The following is a 16400-nucleotide window of genomic DNA, read 5'->3' on the forward strand; positions in this document are numbered from 1 at the left end:
GACGACACGCTGTCTCAGCAGATGCGGGGCAGCTGCTCGCCGAGCTCGCGTTCCACGACCCGGGTGGTGCCGAAGGCGGTGCGCGCCACGGCCATGCCCGGATGGTCGCCGACCACGCGGCCGATGACGGTTGCCTGGGCGCCTTCGGGTCGGCCGCGCATCGCGGCGAGCACCGCGTCTGCGTGGGCCGGGTCGACGAAGGCCACGATCTTGCCTTCGTTGGCGACCTGCAGGGGGTCCAGCCCGAGAAACGAGCAGGCCGACGCAACGGCATCGGGCACCGGCACAGCGGCCTCGTCGATCTCGACGCCGACCGCAGCGGCACGCGCGATCTCGACGAGCGACGCCACGAGCCCACCGCGGGTGGGATCACGCAACGTGTGTACCGCCCCCGGGTCGCCCGCCTCGGTCGCACCGGAGAGCATCGCCGCGACCAGCCGGTGCAGCGGCGCGCTGTCGGTGCGCACCTCGGTGCCGAAGTCGATGCCCTCACGCACGCTGAGGATCGCCACCCCGTGCTCGCCGACCGGGCCGGACAGAATCACCACGTCACCGGGGCGGGCACGTTCGGGCCCGATGTGCACACCGGGCGGTACGACGCCGACGCCGGCGGTGTTGACGAACAGTTGGTCGGCGCTGCCCTTTCCGACGACTTTGGTGTCGCCGGTGACGATCGACACGCCGGCCTCTTCAGCGGCCCGCCCCATGGTGGAGGCGATCGCGCCGAGCACGTCGAGCTCGAGTCCTTCCTCGAGGATGAAACCCGCGGTGAGGGCCACCGGCTGCGCGCCACTGCACGCCAGATCGTTGATGGTGCCGTGGACCGCGAGATGGCCGATGTTGCCCCCCGGGAAGAACAATGGCTGCACCACATACGAGTCCGTGGTCAGCGCGACGCGGCCGGAACCGACGTCCAGCAGCGCCGAGTCACGGGCCGGGCCGGCCGCCGATCCGAACGCCGGCATGAACAGGTTCTCGATGAGCTCCTCGGACAGCACTCCCCCGCCGCCGTGGCCCAGCACGACCCGCCCGGTCTCGCGCAGCGGCAGCGGACAGACCCAGTCGGCGGGGTCGACGGTGACCGGCTGCTCAGGCATGCGCGGCGCTCGCTGTCGGCGATGCCGCGCTCTCGGCCGCCGCCAGCCGGCGGAATTGGTAGTAGGCCGCGCACGCGCCTTCGCTGGAGACCATGGTGGCGCCCAACGGTGTACGCGGTGTGCACGCCCGGCCGAACGCCGGGCACTCGTGGGGTTTGAGCAGACCCTGCAGCACCTCTCCGCTACGGCACTGGTCCGATTCGGCCACCCGGATGTCGCCGACGCCGAACCGGCGTTCGGCGTCGAAGGCGGCGTAACGCGGCGATAGGGTCCATCCCGATGCCGGAATCAATCCGATGCCGCGCCACTGCCGGTCGGTGACGGCGAAGACGTCGGCCAGCGTCTGCTGTGCCACCGTGTTGCCCTGTGCGCTGACCGCACGCGGGTAGGCGTTACGGAGTTCGGGAGTGCCCGACTCCAACAGCTCGACCACCTGTCGGACCCCTTCGAGCAGATCCAGCGGCTCGAAACCGGTCACCACGATGGGCACGCCGAACTCGTCGACCAACGGACCGTACTCGCCGGTGCCCATCACCGAGCACACGTGACCGGCGGCCAGAAAGCCCTGCACCCGGTTCGTCGGCGAGGACAGGATCGCTCTCATCGCCGGGGGCACGAGGACGTGCGACACCAGCATCGAGAAGTTCGTCAGCCCGAGCCGCTCGGCGTGCACGACGGCCATCGCATTGGCCGGCGCGGTGGTCTCGAACCCGACCCCGAAGAACACCACCTGCTTGTCCGGGTTGTCGGCGGCCACCCGGGTGGCGTCGAGCGGCGAGTACACGATGCGGACGTCGCCTCCGCGGGCACGAACCCCGAACAGGTCGCGACGGCTGCCGGGAACCCGCAGCATGTCGCCGAACGAGCAGAAGATGACGTCGTCGCGCGCCGCGATCTCGAGGGCGCGGTCGATCATCTCCAGCGGAGTGACGCAGACCGGGCAGCCCGGGCCGTGGATGAACTCGACGGCTCCGGCCAGCAGCTGGTCGATGCCGTTGCGGATGATCGAATGGGTCTGCCCGCCACATACTTCCATGACCGTCCAGGTCCGGGTGGCTCGGCGCGTGATGGCGTCGACGAGGGTCTTGGCCGCCTCCGGATCGCGGAACTCGTCGAGATACTTCATGCCGAATTCCTCTTCATGTTCCCCGGGGTGTCGTGACGGTCGGGCTGCTCACCGGCCAGCTCCTCGTCGAGCACGCCGAGGTCGGCGAACATCTGCAACGTTTCGTTGGCCGACACCTCGTCGAGGCGGGTGATCGCGAAACCCGCGTGCACGATTGTGTACTCACCGACCTGCATGTCGGGAAGGTAGGCCAGGCAGACGGTCTTGGTCGTGCCGCCGAACTCGACGGTCGACATCCGCGTCCCCGCTTCCTCCCAGATCTCGATCACCTTGCCGGGGATTCCGAGGCACACTGGCCGCTCCTTTCTTTTTCGACCCACTCCGACAACGAGGCCGCGGCGACCGCCGCCTGCCCGAGTGCCAAACCTCCGTCATTGCAGGGCACCACCCGATGGGTGAGCACCTCGAGCCCGCACGCCCGCAGGCCGGCAGCGATGCCGGTCAACAGCAGACGGTTGACGAACACACCTCCGGTCAGCCCCACCGTGGTGATGCCCGCTGCGACGGCTGTGTCGGCGGCCGCCCGCACGGTGGCTCGTACGACTGAGTCGTGAAACGCCGCCGCCAGACCGGCACGGTCGGCGCCGGCGCGCATCCCGGCTGCCAGGGCGGCGATCACCGGCGCCGGGTCGAGGACCGCGCCGTCCCACGCGAAATCCAATGTCGGGCGCCGCCGCGCGGTACGGGCGAGGTGTTCCAGTTCGACCGCGGCCTGCCCTTCGTAGCTGACGTTCTGACATACCCCCAGCAGGCTGGCCACCGCGTCGAACAGCCGGCCCATGCTGGTCGTCGCAACGCATCCGAGCTGCCGGCTGAGCTGTTGGGTCAGGATGTTCATGCCGTCAGCCCCGATCGCGGCGGCGGGCGGCAGGTCGTCGATGCCGGTCACCCCGGCACGGAGCATGAGGTCCACCGCGATCCGGGCGGGTTGGCGCACCGCTCCGTCGCCGCCGGGCAGTGCGAACGGTACGAGGTGAGCGACCCGGGTGAACCTGGTCGGGTCGCTGATGGCGAGCAGCTCGCCACCCCAGATCGTCCCGTCTGTGCCGTATCCGGTGCCGTCGTAGGTCACGGCGATGACCGGGTCGCCGAGGCGGCCGTGTTCAGCCAGAAGCGCCACCGCGTGGGCGTGGTGGTGCTGAACGGCGCGCACGCGCCCGCCCCGTCGTTGCGCCCACCGGCTGGTCGCGTAGCCGGGGTGCAGATCGCAGGCGACGAGCTCGGGGTGGCGTCCGGTCATGAACGCCAGGTGCTCGACAGCAGTGGTGAAGCACTGTTGGGTCCGGGGATCGGCCATGTCACCCAGATGGGAGGACAGGTGCGCGCGCCCGTCGGGGCCCGTCAGTGCGAAGGTGGTCTTCAGGTCGCCACCGGTGGCCAGGACGGTCGGCCGGTTCCCCGCCGTGCCTCCCGACCCGACCGGCAGCGGCGCGTAGCCGCGTGATCGGCGTACCGGCAACTCGGCGCCGTCGTCGTCGATCGCGACAACGGAGTCCTCACAGGGCACGTGTATCGGCCGGTCGTGGGTCAGCACCGCGTCGGCGAGGCCCTCGATCCAGTCGAGGTCGCCGTCGCGGTACACGATGGGTGAGCCGCCCTGGTTGGCCGACGTCATGACCAGCGCACCGCCACCGAGCGCTGCGAACAGCAGATGGTGCACCGGCGAATAGGCCACCATGACCCCGACGTCGCGCAGGCCGGGTGCCACGAGTGCGCTGAGCGTTCCGGGCCGCACCGGCACCAGCACGATCGGGGCGGCCGGTCCGCTCAGCGAGCGGGCCGCGGCAGCGTTCACCTCGGCGACGCGCCGGGCGCCCTCGATGTCGGCGGTCATCACCGCGAAGGGTTTGGCGGGCCGGTTCTTCCGCTGACGCAGCGTCGCCACCGCTTCGTCGTCGTCGGCGCGGCAGGCGAGGTGGTAGCCGCCGATGCCCTTGATCGCGACGATCGACCCGCCACGCAGCGCTTCGGCAGCCGCCGCCACCGGCGGCCCGCCTCCCGGACCCTGCCAACTCAGCGTCGGGCCACACTGCGGGCAGGCGATGGTCTGGGCGTGGTAGCGGCGGTCGGTGGGGTCGGCGTATTCGTCGGCACACGCCTGACACATCGCGAAATCCGCCATCGTCGTGGCGGGCCGGTCGTAGGGCAGATCGGTGATGACGGTGTAGCGCGGACCGCAGTTGGTGCACGTGATGAAGGGATGCAGGTACCGGCGATCGCTGGGGTCGAACAGTTCCCGCAGGCAGTCGGCGCAGATGGCGATGTCGGGTGCAACCAGGGTGCGCGCCGACGGGGTGGTGGCGTCGTCGCTGTGTCGGATCGCGAATGTCGTGTCGCCCTGAGGCGCGGTGGTTTCGACGTCGATCGCGTCGATGCGCGCGAGCGGCGGCGGTGCGTCGCGGAGTCGGGACAGCGCCGCACCCACCCGCTCGCCGGGGCCCTCGAATTCACAGTGCACCGCCCCTGAGGCGTTGAGCACGAAGCCGGTGACCCCGTGTTCGGCGGCGATGCGGGCAACCTCGGGGCGGAACCCCACGCCCTGGACCAGGCCGGTGATGCGCAGCCGGAGACGCACGGTGTCAGCGACGCGGGCCACACCGTCGGTTTCCGCACATGCGCTCATGGGGCGCGGGTCTCCTCAGCTCTGCGTCAGTGGGCTGTCGACACAGATCGGCCCGATCAAGGCTATCCCTCCCCCGGGGGCCCAACAATCGCAATCTCGCAGACAGGTCTGCGCTTTTCCGTTGGCCGTGGACCCTGCGCAGGCTGTGGTCGCAGGATTACCCTGCGGATGTGCACGAGTTGTCGCTGTGTCATGCGATCGCCGGAGTCGTGACGTCGCATGCCGAGGGGCGACCGGTCGAGGTCGTCCGGGTGCGGGTGGGTGCGCTGCGGCAGGTGGTCCCGGACTCACTGCTCTTCTGCTGGAGCATCGTGCGTGACCATGAGGGGCTTGGGGTCGCGGAGCTGCAGATCGAGTCGGTGACCGCCGCTGTGGAGTGCGGCGCCTGTGGTGCGACATCGGACATCGCGTCGCGCTTCTCGGTGTGTTGCCCAGTGTGCGGCAGCGGCTCCGTCGAGGTGATACGTGGTGAGGAGTTCCTGGTGACGTCGATCGATGTGCGCAACCACGACGAGGTCCTCGAGCACGGGGCTGGTCGTGGGTAGGTTTCATCGCCACGATGACGGCACCGTGCACACCCACGATGACGACATCGTGCACAGCCACGGCAGCGACCTCGTGCACAGCCACGCCGGCGACACCGTGCACAAGCACGACGACACCGATCAGCACGGCGACCACAGCGGCTACGCCACCGCCACCGAGCGGGTGGATGTTCTCCAAGCCATCTTCTCCGAGAACGATCTCCGCGCATCGATCAATCGGGAAGCGTTCGAATCGTACGGAATTCGCGCACTGAACCTGATGAGCTCGCCTGGTTCCGGGAAGACCACGGTGCTGGCTGCCACCCTCGACGAACTCGCCGGCGAGCTGGCCGTCGGGGTCATCGAGGGAGACATCGCCACCGACCTGGACGCCGCGCGACTCTCCGGACGCGGCGCGCAGATCTCACTGCTGAACACCGACAACGGTTTCGGCGGTGAATGCCACCTCGATGCGCCGATGGTCAACCGCGCTCTTGCCGGTCTCGAGCTGGATGCACTGGACCTCGTCATCATCGAGAATGTCGGGAACCTGGTGTGCCCGGCCGAATTCGACGTCGGCGAACACGCCAAGGCAATGGTGTACTCGATCACCGAAGGCGAGGACAAACCGCTGAAGTACCCGGTGATGTTTCGCGCCGTCGATGTGGTGCTGCTCAACAAGATCGATCTGGCGCCGTACTTGGACGCCGACGTCGCGACTTACACCGAGCGGATCAGACAGGTGAATCCGACCGCCACCGTGCTGGCGGTCAGCGCCCGCACCGGGGAGGGCATGGCCGACTGGTTCGCCTGGCTGCGGCGCTTCGCCGCCGGGGCCTGAGTGCGACTTCGCCGCCGGGGCCTGAGTGCGGCTTCGCCGCCGGGGCCTGAGTGCGACTTCGCCGCCGGGGCCTGAGTGCGGCTACAGCGGAGAGGCACCGCGCAGGTGCTCGAAAATCAGAGACGTCTGCGTCCCGGCGACGTCGGCGTCGGCGTTGAGGTTCTCGACGACGAACGCCCGCAGGTCGTCGGTGTCGCGCGCGGCGACGTGCAGGATGAAGTCGTCGGCACCGGCCAGGAAGTACACGTCCATCACCTGCGGCTTGGCCCGGATCTGGGCTATGAAGTCGCGGATCTTGCCGCGCGCGTTGAACTGCAGGCTGACCGAGATCATCGCCTGCAGCGTCAGGCCGATCGCGGCCGGGTCGATGTCGGTGTAGAAGCCGCGGATCACGCCGGCCTCCTGCAACCGGCGCACCCGTCCGTGGCACGTCGACGCGGCGATGCCGACCAGTTCGGCCAGCGCGCTGTTGGACATCCGCGCGTCGGCGTGCAATGCGGTGAGGATGCGACGGTCGGTGTCGTCGAGAGCAACGGTCCGAACATCCTTCGGAGGCTGCGATCGACCAGACCCCTCGGCCGACGATTCTGCTGGCATGTCTGGATTCTAGCGAATGATCCTCATTGATATTGCGCCAGAGCCGAGGGTTCTTCACACTTTGAAGGACTTTTCTGTTTTCCTGACCTAGCGCGAGGAGCGATCATGCGTGTCGGAATCCCGACCGAGATCAAGAACAACGAGTACCGCGTCGCGATCACCCCGGCGGGCGTCTCCGAATTGGTGCGCCACGGCCACGACGTGCTGATCCAGGCCGGCGCAGGCGAGGGCTCGGCGATCACGGACGACGATTTCACCCGCGCCGGCGCCCAGATGGTCGACGGAGCCGACGCGGTGTGGGCCGACGCCGAGCTGCTGCTCAAGGTCAAGGAGCCGATCGAGCCCGAGTACTCCCGGATGCGCAAAGGGCAGACACTGTTCACCTATCTGCATCTGGCCGCCTCGAAACCGTGCACCGACGCACTGATGGCCTCCGGCACCACGTCGATCGCCTACGAGACGGTTCAGACGTCAGACGGAGCGCTCCCGCTGCTGGCTCCGATGAGTGAGGTCGCGGGCAGGCTCTCCGCTCAGGTCGGCGCCTACCACCTGATGCGCACCCAGGGCGGACGTGGCGTCCTGATGGGCGGGGTGCCCGGCGTCGCTCCGGCCAGGGTGGTGGTCATCGGCGGCGGCATGGCCGGCGACAACGCCGCCGCTGTGGCCTGGGGCATGGGCGCGCACGTCACCGTGTTCGACCTGAACATCAACATCCTGCGCAAGATCGACGCCGAGTACGGCGGCGCCATCGAGACGCGCTACTCGTCGCGGCTCGATCTCGAAGACGCCGTCAAGCAGGCCGACCTGGTCATCGGCGCGGTGCTGGTGCCCGGCGCCAAAGCCCCCAAGCTGGTGCTGAATTCGACCGTGGCCGAGATGAAGGCCGGTGCCGTCCTGGTGGACATCGCGATCGACCAGGGCGGGTGTTTCGAGGACTCCCGCCCCACCACGCACGACGATCCCACCTTCCGCGTGCACGACACGGTGTTCTACTGCGTGGCCAACATGCCTGGCGCGGTGCCGAGCACGTCGACCTACGCGCTGACCAACGCGACGATGCCGTACGTGCTCAAGCTGGCCGACAAGGGTTGGCGCGACGCGTGCCGCGCCGACGCCGCGCTGGCCAAGGGCCTGTCCACCCACGAGGGCGCTCTGCTGTCCGAGCAGGTCGCCGCAGACCTGGACCTGCCGTTCACCGATCCGGCGGACGCGCTGCGCTGAGAAACCAGCCTCACAAGCTGAAGCGGCGGGCGCGTCGCTGGATACGGTGGCGACTACCCCGGACTCGACGGGGTTGGCCCAGCACACGAAGCGATTCGCCGTAGAACATCTTCTTGGTGACCTCCACGAGCAGGAGGTACGCCCCGAGGAATACGGCCAGCGCAAGGAAAAACTGCCACGGGAGCGGCACGAATCCCAGATGCCGGCCGACGGGAACGACGGTGAGAAGCAGACCCCCACCAATCACTGACAGGGCCGTCACCGTCAACACCGCGCTGGGCCGGCTCCGCAGAAACGGGACTTTGCGGGTGCGGATGGCGAAAACGATCAGCGTCTGCGTCGCCAGGGATTCCAGAAACCAGCCGGTGTGGAACTCGGTCGCACCCGCGTGAAGGATGCCCAGCATGAACCCGAAGGTGAGAAAGTCGAACAGCGAGCTGATCGGTCCGAACATGAGCATGAAACGGCGGACGAAGGCGATGTCCCAGTGCGACGGGGAGCGCAATTGTTCGTCGTCGACCCGGTCAGTCGGGATGGCGAGCTGCGAGGTGTCGTAGAGCAGGTTGTTGATCAGCACCTGACTGGGAAGCATCGGCAGGAAAGGCAATACGGCTGAAGCGGCCGCAGCGCTGAACATGTTTCCGAAGTTGCTGGATGTGCCCATCAAGACGTACTTGATGGTGTTGGCAAATATGCGCCGCCCCTCAGCCACCCCCGTAGCGAGCACACCGAGATCCTTCTCCAACAGAATCACATCGGCTGCGTCCTTGGCCACGTCGGTGGCACTGTCGACAGATATGCCGACATCGGCGGCATGCAACGCGAGCGCATCGTTGACGCCGTCACCCAGGTACCCGACCGACCGCCCACTATGTCGGGCAGCCTTGATCAACGCGGCCTTCTGCTCCGGGGCGAGCCGAGCGAATATCGTGTTGTCCCGGACCGCTGCGCGCAGCTCCTCCTCACTCATCCCATTGAGCGCGCTACCGGTGACCGTTCCCCTGGACACCAGGCCGAGTTCTGCACAAACTCTTTCGGCCACGACGGCGTTGTCACCGGTCGCAACCTTCACCTCGATCCCCAAGGCTGCAAGCCGTTCGAGTGATTCACGGGCAGCGGCTTTGGGTTCGTCGGCGAAGACACAGAAGCCGACGAGCATCAGATCGGACTCGTCGCCCGTCCCGATCTCGGTACGACCGGGCGCAGGCTTGACGGCCACTGCGACGACGCGGTGACCGGCAGCGAACAGGTTGGCCAACGTCTCCTCGGCGGCGCTCGGTACACCGACGCACCTGGCCAGAATCTGTTCGGGCGCACCCTTGGTGACCAGCAGACGTTCACCCCTGTCATCGAGCAAGGCCGAGGTCGCCCGACGCGAGTGGTCGAAGGGCAACAACGCCAGCCTGCGCACGTCGCCGCCAACCAGCTGTCGGGCCTCTTGGTACTTCCAGAGCGCGGAGTCCAGTGCATTGGTTGCCGCACCCCCGACTCCTAGATCGACGTCGCACGCCAACAGGGCACGCTGCAGGACCAGGTCGGAGTGTTCGCCGGAAACATCCACCGCGTCGATCAAGCCGATTCGCCCCTCGGTCAGGGTGCCAGTCTTGTCCGTGAGCAAGATGTCGATGTCTCCGAGGTCTTCGATACAGACCAGACGCTTGATCAACACCTTCACCTTGGCCAGCCGGCGAGACCCTGTGGCCAGGCTGCTGTTGACCACCGCAGGGAGCAGCTGAGGCGTGATCCCGACTGCGATCGTCAGCGCGAACAGCGCCGAGGTGATCGCCGGGCGATGTTGCATCAGGTTGGCCAGAAAGATGAACACCACCAATGCCAGTGCCACCTGGACAAGGAGGTAGGAAAACCGGCGCAAACCGACCTGGAACTCGGTCTCAGGCGCCCTGTCACCCAATCCCGTTGCCAGCCGACCGAACTGCGCCTCTGCGCCAGTGGCGTAGACGACCGCCAAGGCCTCACCGCCAGTGACGATCGTGCCCATGAAAGCGATGTCGGTCATCTCTACCAGCCCGGCACCGACCGCTACCGGAGCCGCAGATTTCTCCGTTCCCGCCGACTCACCGGACAGAATGCTTTCGTCGCATTCCAACGCCAAGGTCTCGATCAGCCGCGCATCTGCAGGCACAGCCGCACCCAGCGACAGACGAAGGACATCACCGGGCACAATCTGGGTCACGTCGATGTCGACGAAGGTTCCGTCGCGGCGTACCAGCGTGGTGTGACGAACTTGTGCGTGCAGGGCGACGGTCGCGTTCTCAGCACGGTATTCGTTGACGAAGCCCAGAGCTGCGCTCACTGTGAGGATCACCGCGATGATGATCGCGTCTGGCCTGTCATCGAGCGCGAACGAGGCGATCGCGGTTAAAACCAGGAGGATGAGCACCGCATTGCGGAACTGCCGCGCCAGGATGGCGACGGCGCTGACTCGATGGGAATGGATCACGTTCGGGCCGTATCTCGCCAGCCGATCAGCTGCCTCGCGGCCGGACAATCCATTCGTCGAGCTCTTCAACCACGTCAACACCTGGGGTGCAGTGGCAGCGGCCACCGTTTCGGCGCTCAGCCCAGCGACCGGTCGGGTGAGCACCGGGTCAGTAGTCACGGCTGGACGCTCTCGAAATGGACAGGCACCCTGTGATCCGACCAAAGAACCTGGCTCGGTGGTAGGGACCAAGGTCGCCGACCGGCGACGCCGACGATCGAGTCGATCACACTGCCCGAAGAGAAGCTGACCCGCTAGGCGGAGATGTCGCCGTCCACATAGAACCAGCGCCCGGCGCGGCGGCTGAAGCGCGAGCGCTCGTGCAGCACGCCGGCGCGGTGGTGGGCCAGGAATTCCACCTCGCCGGCGTCGTCATCGACGCCTCCGCCGACCTGGTCGACGATCTCCAGACGCGACCAGGTGACCGCGCCGACTGCCACGTCCTCCGGCCGGGTGCGGGGATGCCAGGTACGCCACAGGTAGTCGGCGTTGCCGGCGACGTAGGCGCTGTACCGCGAGCGCATCAGCTCCTCGGCGGTGTGCGCCTGCCGCTCGCCCAGGTGCAGCGGCAGACAGCAGCGACCGAACACCTCGTCGCTTCCGCAGGGACAGGGGCCATCGGGTTGCACACAGACAGTGTGCCTCAATTGACGGGTGTCAAGTAAGGTCGAGGCCATGCTGATGCTCGCCGACGTTCTGCCTGACGCTCCGACGACCACCGACGACGCGCTGCAACGCTACGACGCACTGCCTGCCGTGGAGCCGGAGTTCATGATCGGGACCTGGCATGGCGCCGAGGTACCCACGGCTCACCCGCTGGACGGCATGCTGGCCGCAAGCGGCTGGTGGGGCAAGCAGTTCCGCGACGCCGAAACCGTGCACCCCCTGCTGTTCCCCACCTCCGACGGCGGCGCGCTGTGGCCACTGAATCCCGCTCTCGCGTTCGGCGGCCTCGGCGTCGCCACCAAGGTTCCCGGGGTGAAGAACCGCAACTTCGCCGGCACCATCGCCGCGCTGCGTCCGATACTGGCGGCGCGCGGTCCCAAGGCCCGGCTGCGCACCACCCGCTACCGCGGCGTGGACACCGCGACCATGATCTACGACCAGCTCCCGATCAACGACGTCTTCCGTAAGCTCGACGATCAAACCGTTTTGGGCGCAATGGATCTTCGCGGCATCAGGCGGCCGTACTTCTTCCTGCTGCGGCGCGACGACTCACTGCCCGTCCTCTAGGGACTCACTGCGCGTCGTACAGATCGGCCGACACCAGGGCCGCCAGCTCGCCGATCAGGTCGCGACGGCTCGGCGCCTCCGGATCATCGCCGGCAGAACGGGTCATGATCGACAGCAGCAGCTGCTGACCCTGAGGTCCGTAGGCGATCCCCACGTCGTTGGCGGTGCCGAAATCACCGCTGCCGGTCTTGTCGGCGGTGGACCACCCGGGAAGGCCTGTCCGCATGCTGGATGTCTCGTTGGCCCGCATCCAGTCCTGCAGAGTCTGACGGCTCGGCCCGCCCAACGCGTCGCCGGTCAACAGTGCGCGGTAGCCGGTGCCCAACGCCACCGGCGTACTGGTGTCGCGGGGATCGCCCGGCACGGCCGAGTTCAACGCAGTCTCCCAGCGGTCCAGCCGCGACACCTCGTCCCCGATCGAGCGCGCGAACTCGGTGATCGCCGGCGGACCACCGAGCACGCGCAGCAGGGCGTTGGCTGCGCTGTTGTCGCTCTGCTGCACCGCGGCCCGGCACAACTCGGCCAGCGTCATCGGTTGACCCACCCGGGGTTCTGTCACCGGCGAATACGTCACCAGCTCCGAGGGTGCGATCGTCACGGTGTCGGTCAGTGCCAGCAACCCACCGTCGACGCGGGTGAGCACAGCTGCCGCGGCGTAACCCTTGAACGTCGAGCACATCGCGAAACGGTCCTCGGCACGGTGCGCCAGCCGGCGGCCGGTGGGTAGGTCCACGGCGTGCAGTCCGACGATGATCCCCTCGCGCCGCTCGAGCGCCTCGATCCGGGAGTCGGTGGGCGGAACCGGCCTGTTGGGGTCGTTGCGGCCAGGGGGGTCGTCGCGGACGGGGGGCTCGGCGCGACCGCACGCGGCGAGCGCGGTCACCGACAAGCCGCCCAGCATCAGACGCCGGCGTGACAGCGATGTCATGCCGGCTCAGTCCGCCAGGGTCTGCAGTGGTTTGGGCAGCGAACGTCTGGTGCGCACCGGGCCCAGCACAGCGGCGCCGAACTGGCGCGTGAGCAGTTGCCGGGCAACGGCGTTGACCTCCTCGAGCGTCACCGCCTCGATCTTGGCCAAGGTGTCGGGGATGCTGCGGTGCGTGCCGTAATTGAGCTCACTGCGCCCGATCCGGTGCATCCGTGAACCCGAGTCCTCCAGACCGAGCACCAGACCGCCGCGCAGCGACCCCTTCGCGATGCGGCACTCGTCGGCGGTGATGCCGTCACGCGCCACCTCGGCGAGCACATCGGTGGTCACCCGCACGACTTCGTCGAACCGTTCGGGCTGACACCCGGCGTAGATCGACAGTGCACCGCTGTCGGCGAAGGTGTCCACCGTGGAGTACACCGAGTACGCCAACCCCCGCTCCTCCCGAATCTGCTGAAACAGGCGGGAACTCAGTCCCCCACCGAGCGCGCTGTTGAGCACCGACAGCGCCCACCGGTGATCCCAGTGCCGACCCGGCGTCCGCACACCCAGCGACAGATGGGTCTGTTCGGCGTCACGCCGGATCAGCTGCAGCGACGGACGACCGCTGACCCGGCCGGTGCCCTTGCGTGGCGGAACCGGGGTGCGGCCCCGCACCAGATGCGGGCCGAAGTGCTCACGCACCAGGCTCACCACCTCGTCGTGGTCCACGTTGCCCGCGACCGCGACCACCATGCGATCAGGTGTATAGCGGCGCACGTGAAAGGAATGCAACTGGTCGCGGGTCATCGCCGAGACCGAGTCGACGCTGCCGATCACCGGACGGCCGACGGGATGCTCACCGAACATCGCCGACAGGAAGACGTCACCGAGGGTGTCCTCGGGATCGTCGTCGCGCATGGCGATCTCCTCGAGCACCACGTCGCGTTCGACCTCGACGTCGTCGTCCAGGCATCGCCCGCGCAACACCACATCGGCGACCAGGTCGACCGCCAGCGCAAGGTCCGAGTCGAGCACATGCGCGTAGTAGCAGGTGTGTTCACGGGCGGTGAAGGCGTTCAACTCACCACCGACGGCATCGACCGCCTGCGCGATCTGCACCGCCGAGCGGTTCGGCGTCGCCTTGAACAGCAGGTGCTCCAGGAAGTGGGCCGCACCGGCGACGGTGCGGCCTTCGTCCCTGGATCCAACCCCGACCCACACCCCGACCGACGCGGAGTGCACCGACGGGATGTGCTCGGTGACCACCCGAAGACCGCCGGGGAGTTCGGTGCGGCGCACCGCGGCGGTGGTGTCCTCGCCGCGGCGCCCGCGTCGCAGCGCTGTCGCTCTAGTTGCTGGCGGTCGCGGCATCAACAGGAGCGTCAGCCGGGCTGTCCGCCTTCTCGGTGTCGGCGTCCTCGTCGACGAGAATCAGCGAGATCTTGCCGCGATTGTCGATGTCGGCGATCTCGACCCGCAGCTTGTCACCGACCTTGACGACATCGTCGACCTTGGCGATCCGCTTGCCGCGGCCCAGCTTCGAGATGTGCACGAGACCATCACGCCCGGGCAGCAGCGACACGAACGCACCGAAATCGGTGGTCTTGACCACGGTGCCCAGGAACCGCTCACCGGTCTTGGGCAACTGCGGATTGGCGATCGCGTTGATCTTGTCGATCGCGGCCTGCGCCGAAAGCCCGTCGGCCGCGCCGACGAACACCGTGCCGTCGTCCTCGATGGAGATCTGGGCGCCGGTCTCCTCGGTGATCGAGTTGATCATCTTGCCCTTGGGTCCGATGACCTCGCCGATCTTGTCGACCGGCACCTTGATCGTCGTGATCCGCGGGGCGTACGGGCTCATCTCGTCGGGCTCGTCGATCGCCTCGGCCATGACCTCGAGGATCGTGATCCGCGCATCCTTGGCCTGCGCCAGCGCACCGGCCAGCACCTTGGAGGGGATGCCGTCGAGCTTGGTGTCGAGCTGCAGCGCGGTGACGAAGTCCTTGGTGCCGGCACACTTGAAGTCCATGTCGCCGAACGCATCTTCGGCGCCGAGGATGTCGGTCAGCGTGACGAAGCGCCGTTCGACACCGCCGCCTTCCACTTCCACGTCGTCGGAGACCAGGCCCATCGCGATGCCCGCGACCGGCGCCTTCAACGGCACGCCGGCGTTGAGCAGCGACAGTGTCGAGGCGCACACCGAGCCCATCGACGTCGACCCGTTCGAGCCGAGCGCTTCGGAGACCTGGCGGATCGCGTACGGGAACTCCTCGACGCTGGGCAGCACGGGGACCAGCGCCCGCTCGGCCAGCGCTCCGTGGCCGATCTCGCGGCGCTTGGGCGAGCCGACCCGGCCGGTCTCACCGGTCGAGAACGGCGGGAAGTTGTAGTGGTGCATGTAGCGCTTGCTGGTTTCGGGCCCCAGCGAGTCGATCTGCTGGGCCATCTTGATCATGTCCAGCGTGGTCACACCCATGATCTGGGTCTCGCCGCGCTCGAACAACGCGCTGCCGTGCGCCCGCGGGATGATGGCGACCTCGGCCGACAGGGCGCGGATGTCGGTGATGCCGCGACCGTCGATGCGGAAGTGATCGGTCAGGATGCGCTGGCGGACGAGCTTCTTGGTCAGCGACCGGAACGCCGCACCGATCTCCTTCTCGCGGCCGGTGTACTGCTCGGCCAGCCGGTCGAGCACCTCGACCTTGATCTCGTCGGTGCGCTCGTTGCGCTCGTTCTTGCCCGCGATGGCCAGCGCTTCGGACAGCGCATCGGTGGCCACCGAGGCGACGGAGTAGTACACGTCCTCGCCGTACTCGGGGAACAGCGGATACTCGGCGGTCTCCTTGCCGGCCTTGCCGGCCAGCTCGGCCTGCGCGTCACACAGCGTCGCGATGAACGGCTTGGCCGCCTCGAGCCCCTCGGCCACCACGGCCTCGGTGGGTGCACCGGCACCGCCGGCCACCAGTTCGATCACGTTCTCGGTGGCCTCGGCCTCGACCATCATGATCGCGACGTCATCGGACTCCTCGACCTTGCGGCCGGCGACGACCATGTCGAACACGGCGCGCTCGAGCTGCTCGACGGTCGGGAACGCGACCCACTGGCCGTCGATGAGGGCGACCCGTACACCGCCGACCGGCCCGGAGAACGGCAGGCCGGAGATCTGCGTCGACGCCGAGGCGGCATTGATCGCCAACACGTCGTAGAGATCCTTGGGGTCCAGGCTCAGCACCGTCACGACGACCTGGATCTCGTTGCGCAGCCCGGAGACGAACGTGGGGCGCAGCGGACGGTCGATCAGGCGGCAGGTCAGGATCGCGTCGGTGGACGGCCGGCCTTCACGCCGGAAGAACGAACCGGGGATGCGGCCCGCGGCGTACATCCGCTCCTCGACGTCGATGGTCAGGGGGAAGAAGTCGAAGTGGTCCTTCGGGCTCTTGCTGGCGGTGGTCGCGCTCAGGAGCATGGTTTCGTCGTCGAGGTAGGCGACGACTGCGCCGGCGGCCTGCTGGGCCAGCCGCCCGGTCTCGAAGCGGATGGTGCGGGTGCCGAAGCTCCCGTTGTCGATCACGGCGGTCGATTCGAACACGCCTTCATCAATTTCTACGACAGACATAAACGTCCGTACGGCCTCTCTGGGGTCATCATTCAACTGTTTTGCGTGGGCACGCGCGAAGTCCCGCCTCCGGGTCAACCCGGAGCAGCCCCAGCCCAGATGCGTCGACGGC

General features: G+C 67.7%; 14 protein-coding genes. 4 read left to right on the forward strand and 10 right to left on the reverse strand.

What is annotated here, in order from left to right; all coding sequences use genetic code 11:
- Positions 1–14: 14 nt before the first annotated feature.
- Genes hypE through hypF form a run of 4 tightly spaced genes read right to left on the reverse strand, consistent with a single transcriptional unit; the run spans position 15 to position 4846 of the window.
- Entirely contained in the window at positions 15–1097 is a 1083-nt protein-coding gene (gene hypE, locus ACEWX3_RS17860) for a hydrogenase expression/formation protein HypE (protein WP_207068005.1), read from the reverse strand.
- On the reverse strand, positions 1090–2223 hold the full coding sequence (gene hypD, locus ACEWX3_RS17865; protein ID WP_221363364.1) for a hydrogenase formation protein HypD: 1134 nt from the start codon (positions 2221–2223) through the stop codon (positions 1090–1092). Before hypD ends, hypE begins: the two co-directional genes overlap by 8 nt.
- Positions 2220–2516: a HypC/HybG/HupF family hydrogenase formation chaperone gene (locus ACEWX3_RS17870; protein WP_207068007.1), complete on the reverse strand. Its 297-nt coding sequence runs from the start codon at positions 2514–2516 to the stop codon at positions 2220–2222. The genes hypD and ACEWX3_RS17870 overlap by 4 nt, the downstream gene beginning before the upstream one ends.
- Complete coding sequence (gene hypF, locus ACEWX3_RS17875; protein WP_374157219.1) at positions 2489–4846, reverse strand: carbamoyltransferase HypF; 2358 nt, start codon at positions 4844–4846, stop codon at positions 2489–2491. The genes ACEWX3_RS17870 and hypF overlap by 28 nt, the downstream gene beginning before the upstream one ends.
- A 170-nt stretch (positions 4847–5016) precedes the next feature.
- On the opposite strand from hypF, the gene ACEWX3_RS17880 reads away from it, so the two are divergent.
- Both ACEWX3_RS17880 and hypB read left to right on the forward strand, forming a co-directional pair.
- The gene (locus ACEWX3_RS17880; protein ID WP_207068009.1) at positions 5017–5391 is read left to right on the forward strand and encodes a hydrogenase maturation nickel metallochaperone HypA; all 375 of its coding nucleotides are present in this window, start codon (positions 5017–5019) and stop codon (positions 5389–5391) included.
- Complete coding sequence (hypB, locus tag ACEWX3_RS17885) at positions 5384–6211, forward strand: hydrogenase nickel incorporation protein HypB (protein WP_374157220.1); 828 nt, start codon at positions 5384–5386, stop codon at positions 6209–6211. The genes ACEWX3_RS17880 and hypB overlap by 8 nt, the downstream gene beginning before the upstream one ends.
- 81 nt (positions 6212–6292) lie before the next feature.
- Here the strand turns inward: hypB and ACEWX3_RS17890 are convergent, their stop codons facing one another.
- Complete coding sequence (locus ACEWX3_RS17890; protein ID WP_152516754.1) at positions 6293–6808, reverse strand: Lrp/AsnC family transcriptional regulator; 516 nt, start codon at positions 6806–6808, stop codon at positions 6293–6295.
- Positions 6809–6913: 105 nt separating this feature from the next.
- Here ACEWX3_RS17890 and ald point away from each other — a divergent pair, with 105 nt between their 5' ends.
- Positions 6914–8029 (forward strand): alanine dehydrogenase, encoded by a 1116-nt coding sequence (gene ald, locus ACEWX3_RS17895; RefSeq protein ID WP_152516753.1) that lies wholly within the window; start codon positions 6914–6916, stop codon positions 8027–8029.
- Between the two features lie 10 nt (positions 8030–8039).
- Here the strand turns inward: ald and mgtA are convergent, their stop codons facing one another.
- Positions 8040–10649 carry a magnesium-translocating P-type ATPase gene (gene mgtA / locus ACEWX3_RS17900; RefSeq protein ID WP_374157221.1) on the reverse strand — a complete coding sequence of 870 codons (2610 nt, stop codon included), beginning with the start codon at positions 10647–10649 and terminating at the stop codon, positions 8040–8042.
- Between the two features lie 134 nt (positions 10650–10783).
- Positions 10784–11158, reverse strand: a complete 375-nt coding sequence (locus tag ACEWX3_RS17905) for a YchJ family protein (RefSeq protein ID WP_374157222.1) — start codon at positions 11156–11158, stop codon at positions 10784–10786.
- A gap of 46 nt (positions 11159–11204) precedes the next feature.
- Here ACEWX3_RS17905 and ACEWX3_RS17910 point away from each other — a divergent pair, with 46 nt between their 5' ends.
- Positions 11205–11762, forward strand: a complete 558-nt coding sequence (locus ACEWX3_RS17910) for a DUF4334 domain-containing protein (RefSeq protein ID WP_374159885.1) — start codon at positions 11205–11207, stop codon at positions 11760–11762.
- Positions 11763–11766: 4 nt separating this feature from the next.
- Here the strand turns inward: ACEWX3_RS17910 and bla are convergent, their stop codons facing one another.
- The 3 genes from bla to ACEWX3_RS17925 are packed head-to-tail and all read right to left on the reverse strand — an operon-like array spanning position 11767 to position 16288.
- Complete coding sequence (bla, locus tag ACEWX3_RS17915; RefSeq protein ID WP_374157223.1) at positions 11767–12690, reverse strand: class A beta-lactamase; 924 nt, start codon at positions 12688–12690, stop codon at positions 11767–11769.
- A 6-nt stretch (positions 12691–12696) separates the two neighbouring features.
- Positions 12697–14043 carry a pitrilysin family protein gene (locus tag ACEWX3_RS17920; protein WP_207068014.1) on the reverse strand — a complete coding sequence of 449 codons (1347 nt, stop codon included), beginning with the start codon at positions 14041–14043 and terminating at the stop codon, positions 12697–12699.
- Positions 14021–16288, reverse strand: coding sequence for a polyribonucleotide nucleotidyltransferase (locus ACEWX3_RS17925; RefSeq protein WP_207068015.1), 2268 nt, complete (start codon positions 16286–16288; stop codon positions 14021–14023). Before ACEWX3_RS17925 ends, ACEWX3_RS17920 begins: the two co-directional genes overlap by 23 nt.
- Positions 16289–16400 lie beyond the last annotated feature (112 nt).

Origin of the sequence: Mycobacterium sp. G7A2 (genome assembly GCF_041902445.1) — a bacterium.
GTDB lineage: Bacteria > Actinomycetota > Actinomycetes > Mycobacteriales > Mycobacteriaceae > Mycobacterium.

Coding starts and splice junctions, on each gene's coding strand:
- ACEWX3_RS17910 (WP_374159885.1), top strand. CDS start 11,205: ATGCTGATGCTCGCCGACGTTCTGCCTGACGCTCCGACGACCACCGAC.
- ACEWX3_RS17925 (WP_207068015.1), bottom strand. CDS start 16,288: ATGTCTGTCGTAGAAATTGATGAAGGCGTGTTCGAATCGACCGCCGTG.
- ACEWX3_RS17920 (WP_207068014.1), bottom strand. CDS start 14,043: ATGCCGCGACCGCCAGCAACTAGAGCGACAGCGCTGCGACGCGGGCGC.
- ACEWX3_RS17890 (WP_152516754.1), bottom strand. CDS start 6,808: ATGCCAGCAGAATCGTCGGCCGAGGGGTCTGGTCGATCGCAGCCTCCG.
- hypF (WP_374157219.1), bottom strand. CDS start 4,846: ATGAGCGCATGTGCGGAAACCGACGGTGTGGCCCGCGTCGCTGACACC.
- hypE (WP_207068005.1), bottom strand. CDS start 1,097: ATGCCTGAGCAGCCGGTCACCGTCGACCCCGCCGACTGGGTCTGTCCG.
- ald (WP_152516753.1), top strand. CDS start 6,914: ATGCGTGTCGGAATCCCGACCGAGATCAAGAACAACGAGTACCGCGTC.
- hypD (WP_221363364.1), bottom strand. CDS start 2,223: ATGAAGTATCTCGACGAGTTCCGCGATCCGGAGGCGGCCAAGACCCTC.
- bla (WP_374157223.1), bottom strand. CDS start 12,690: ATGACATCGCTGTCACGCCGGCGTCTGATGCTGGGCGGCTTGTCGGTG.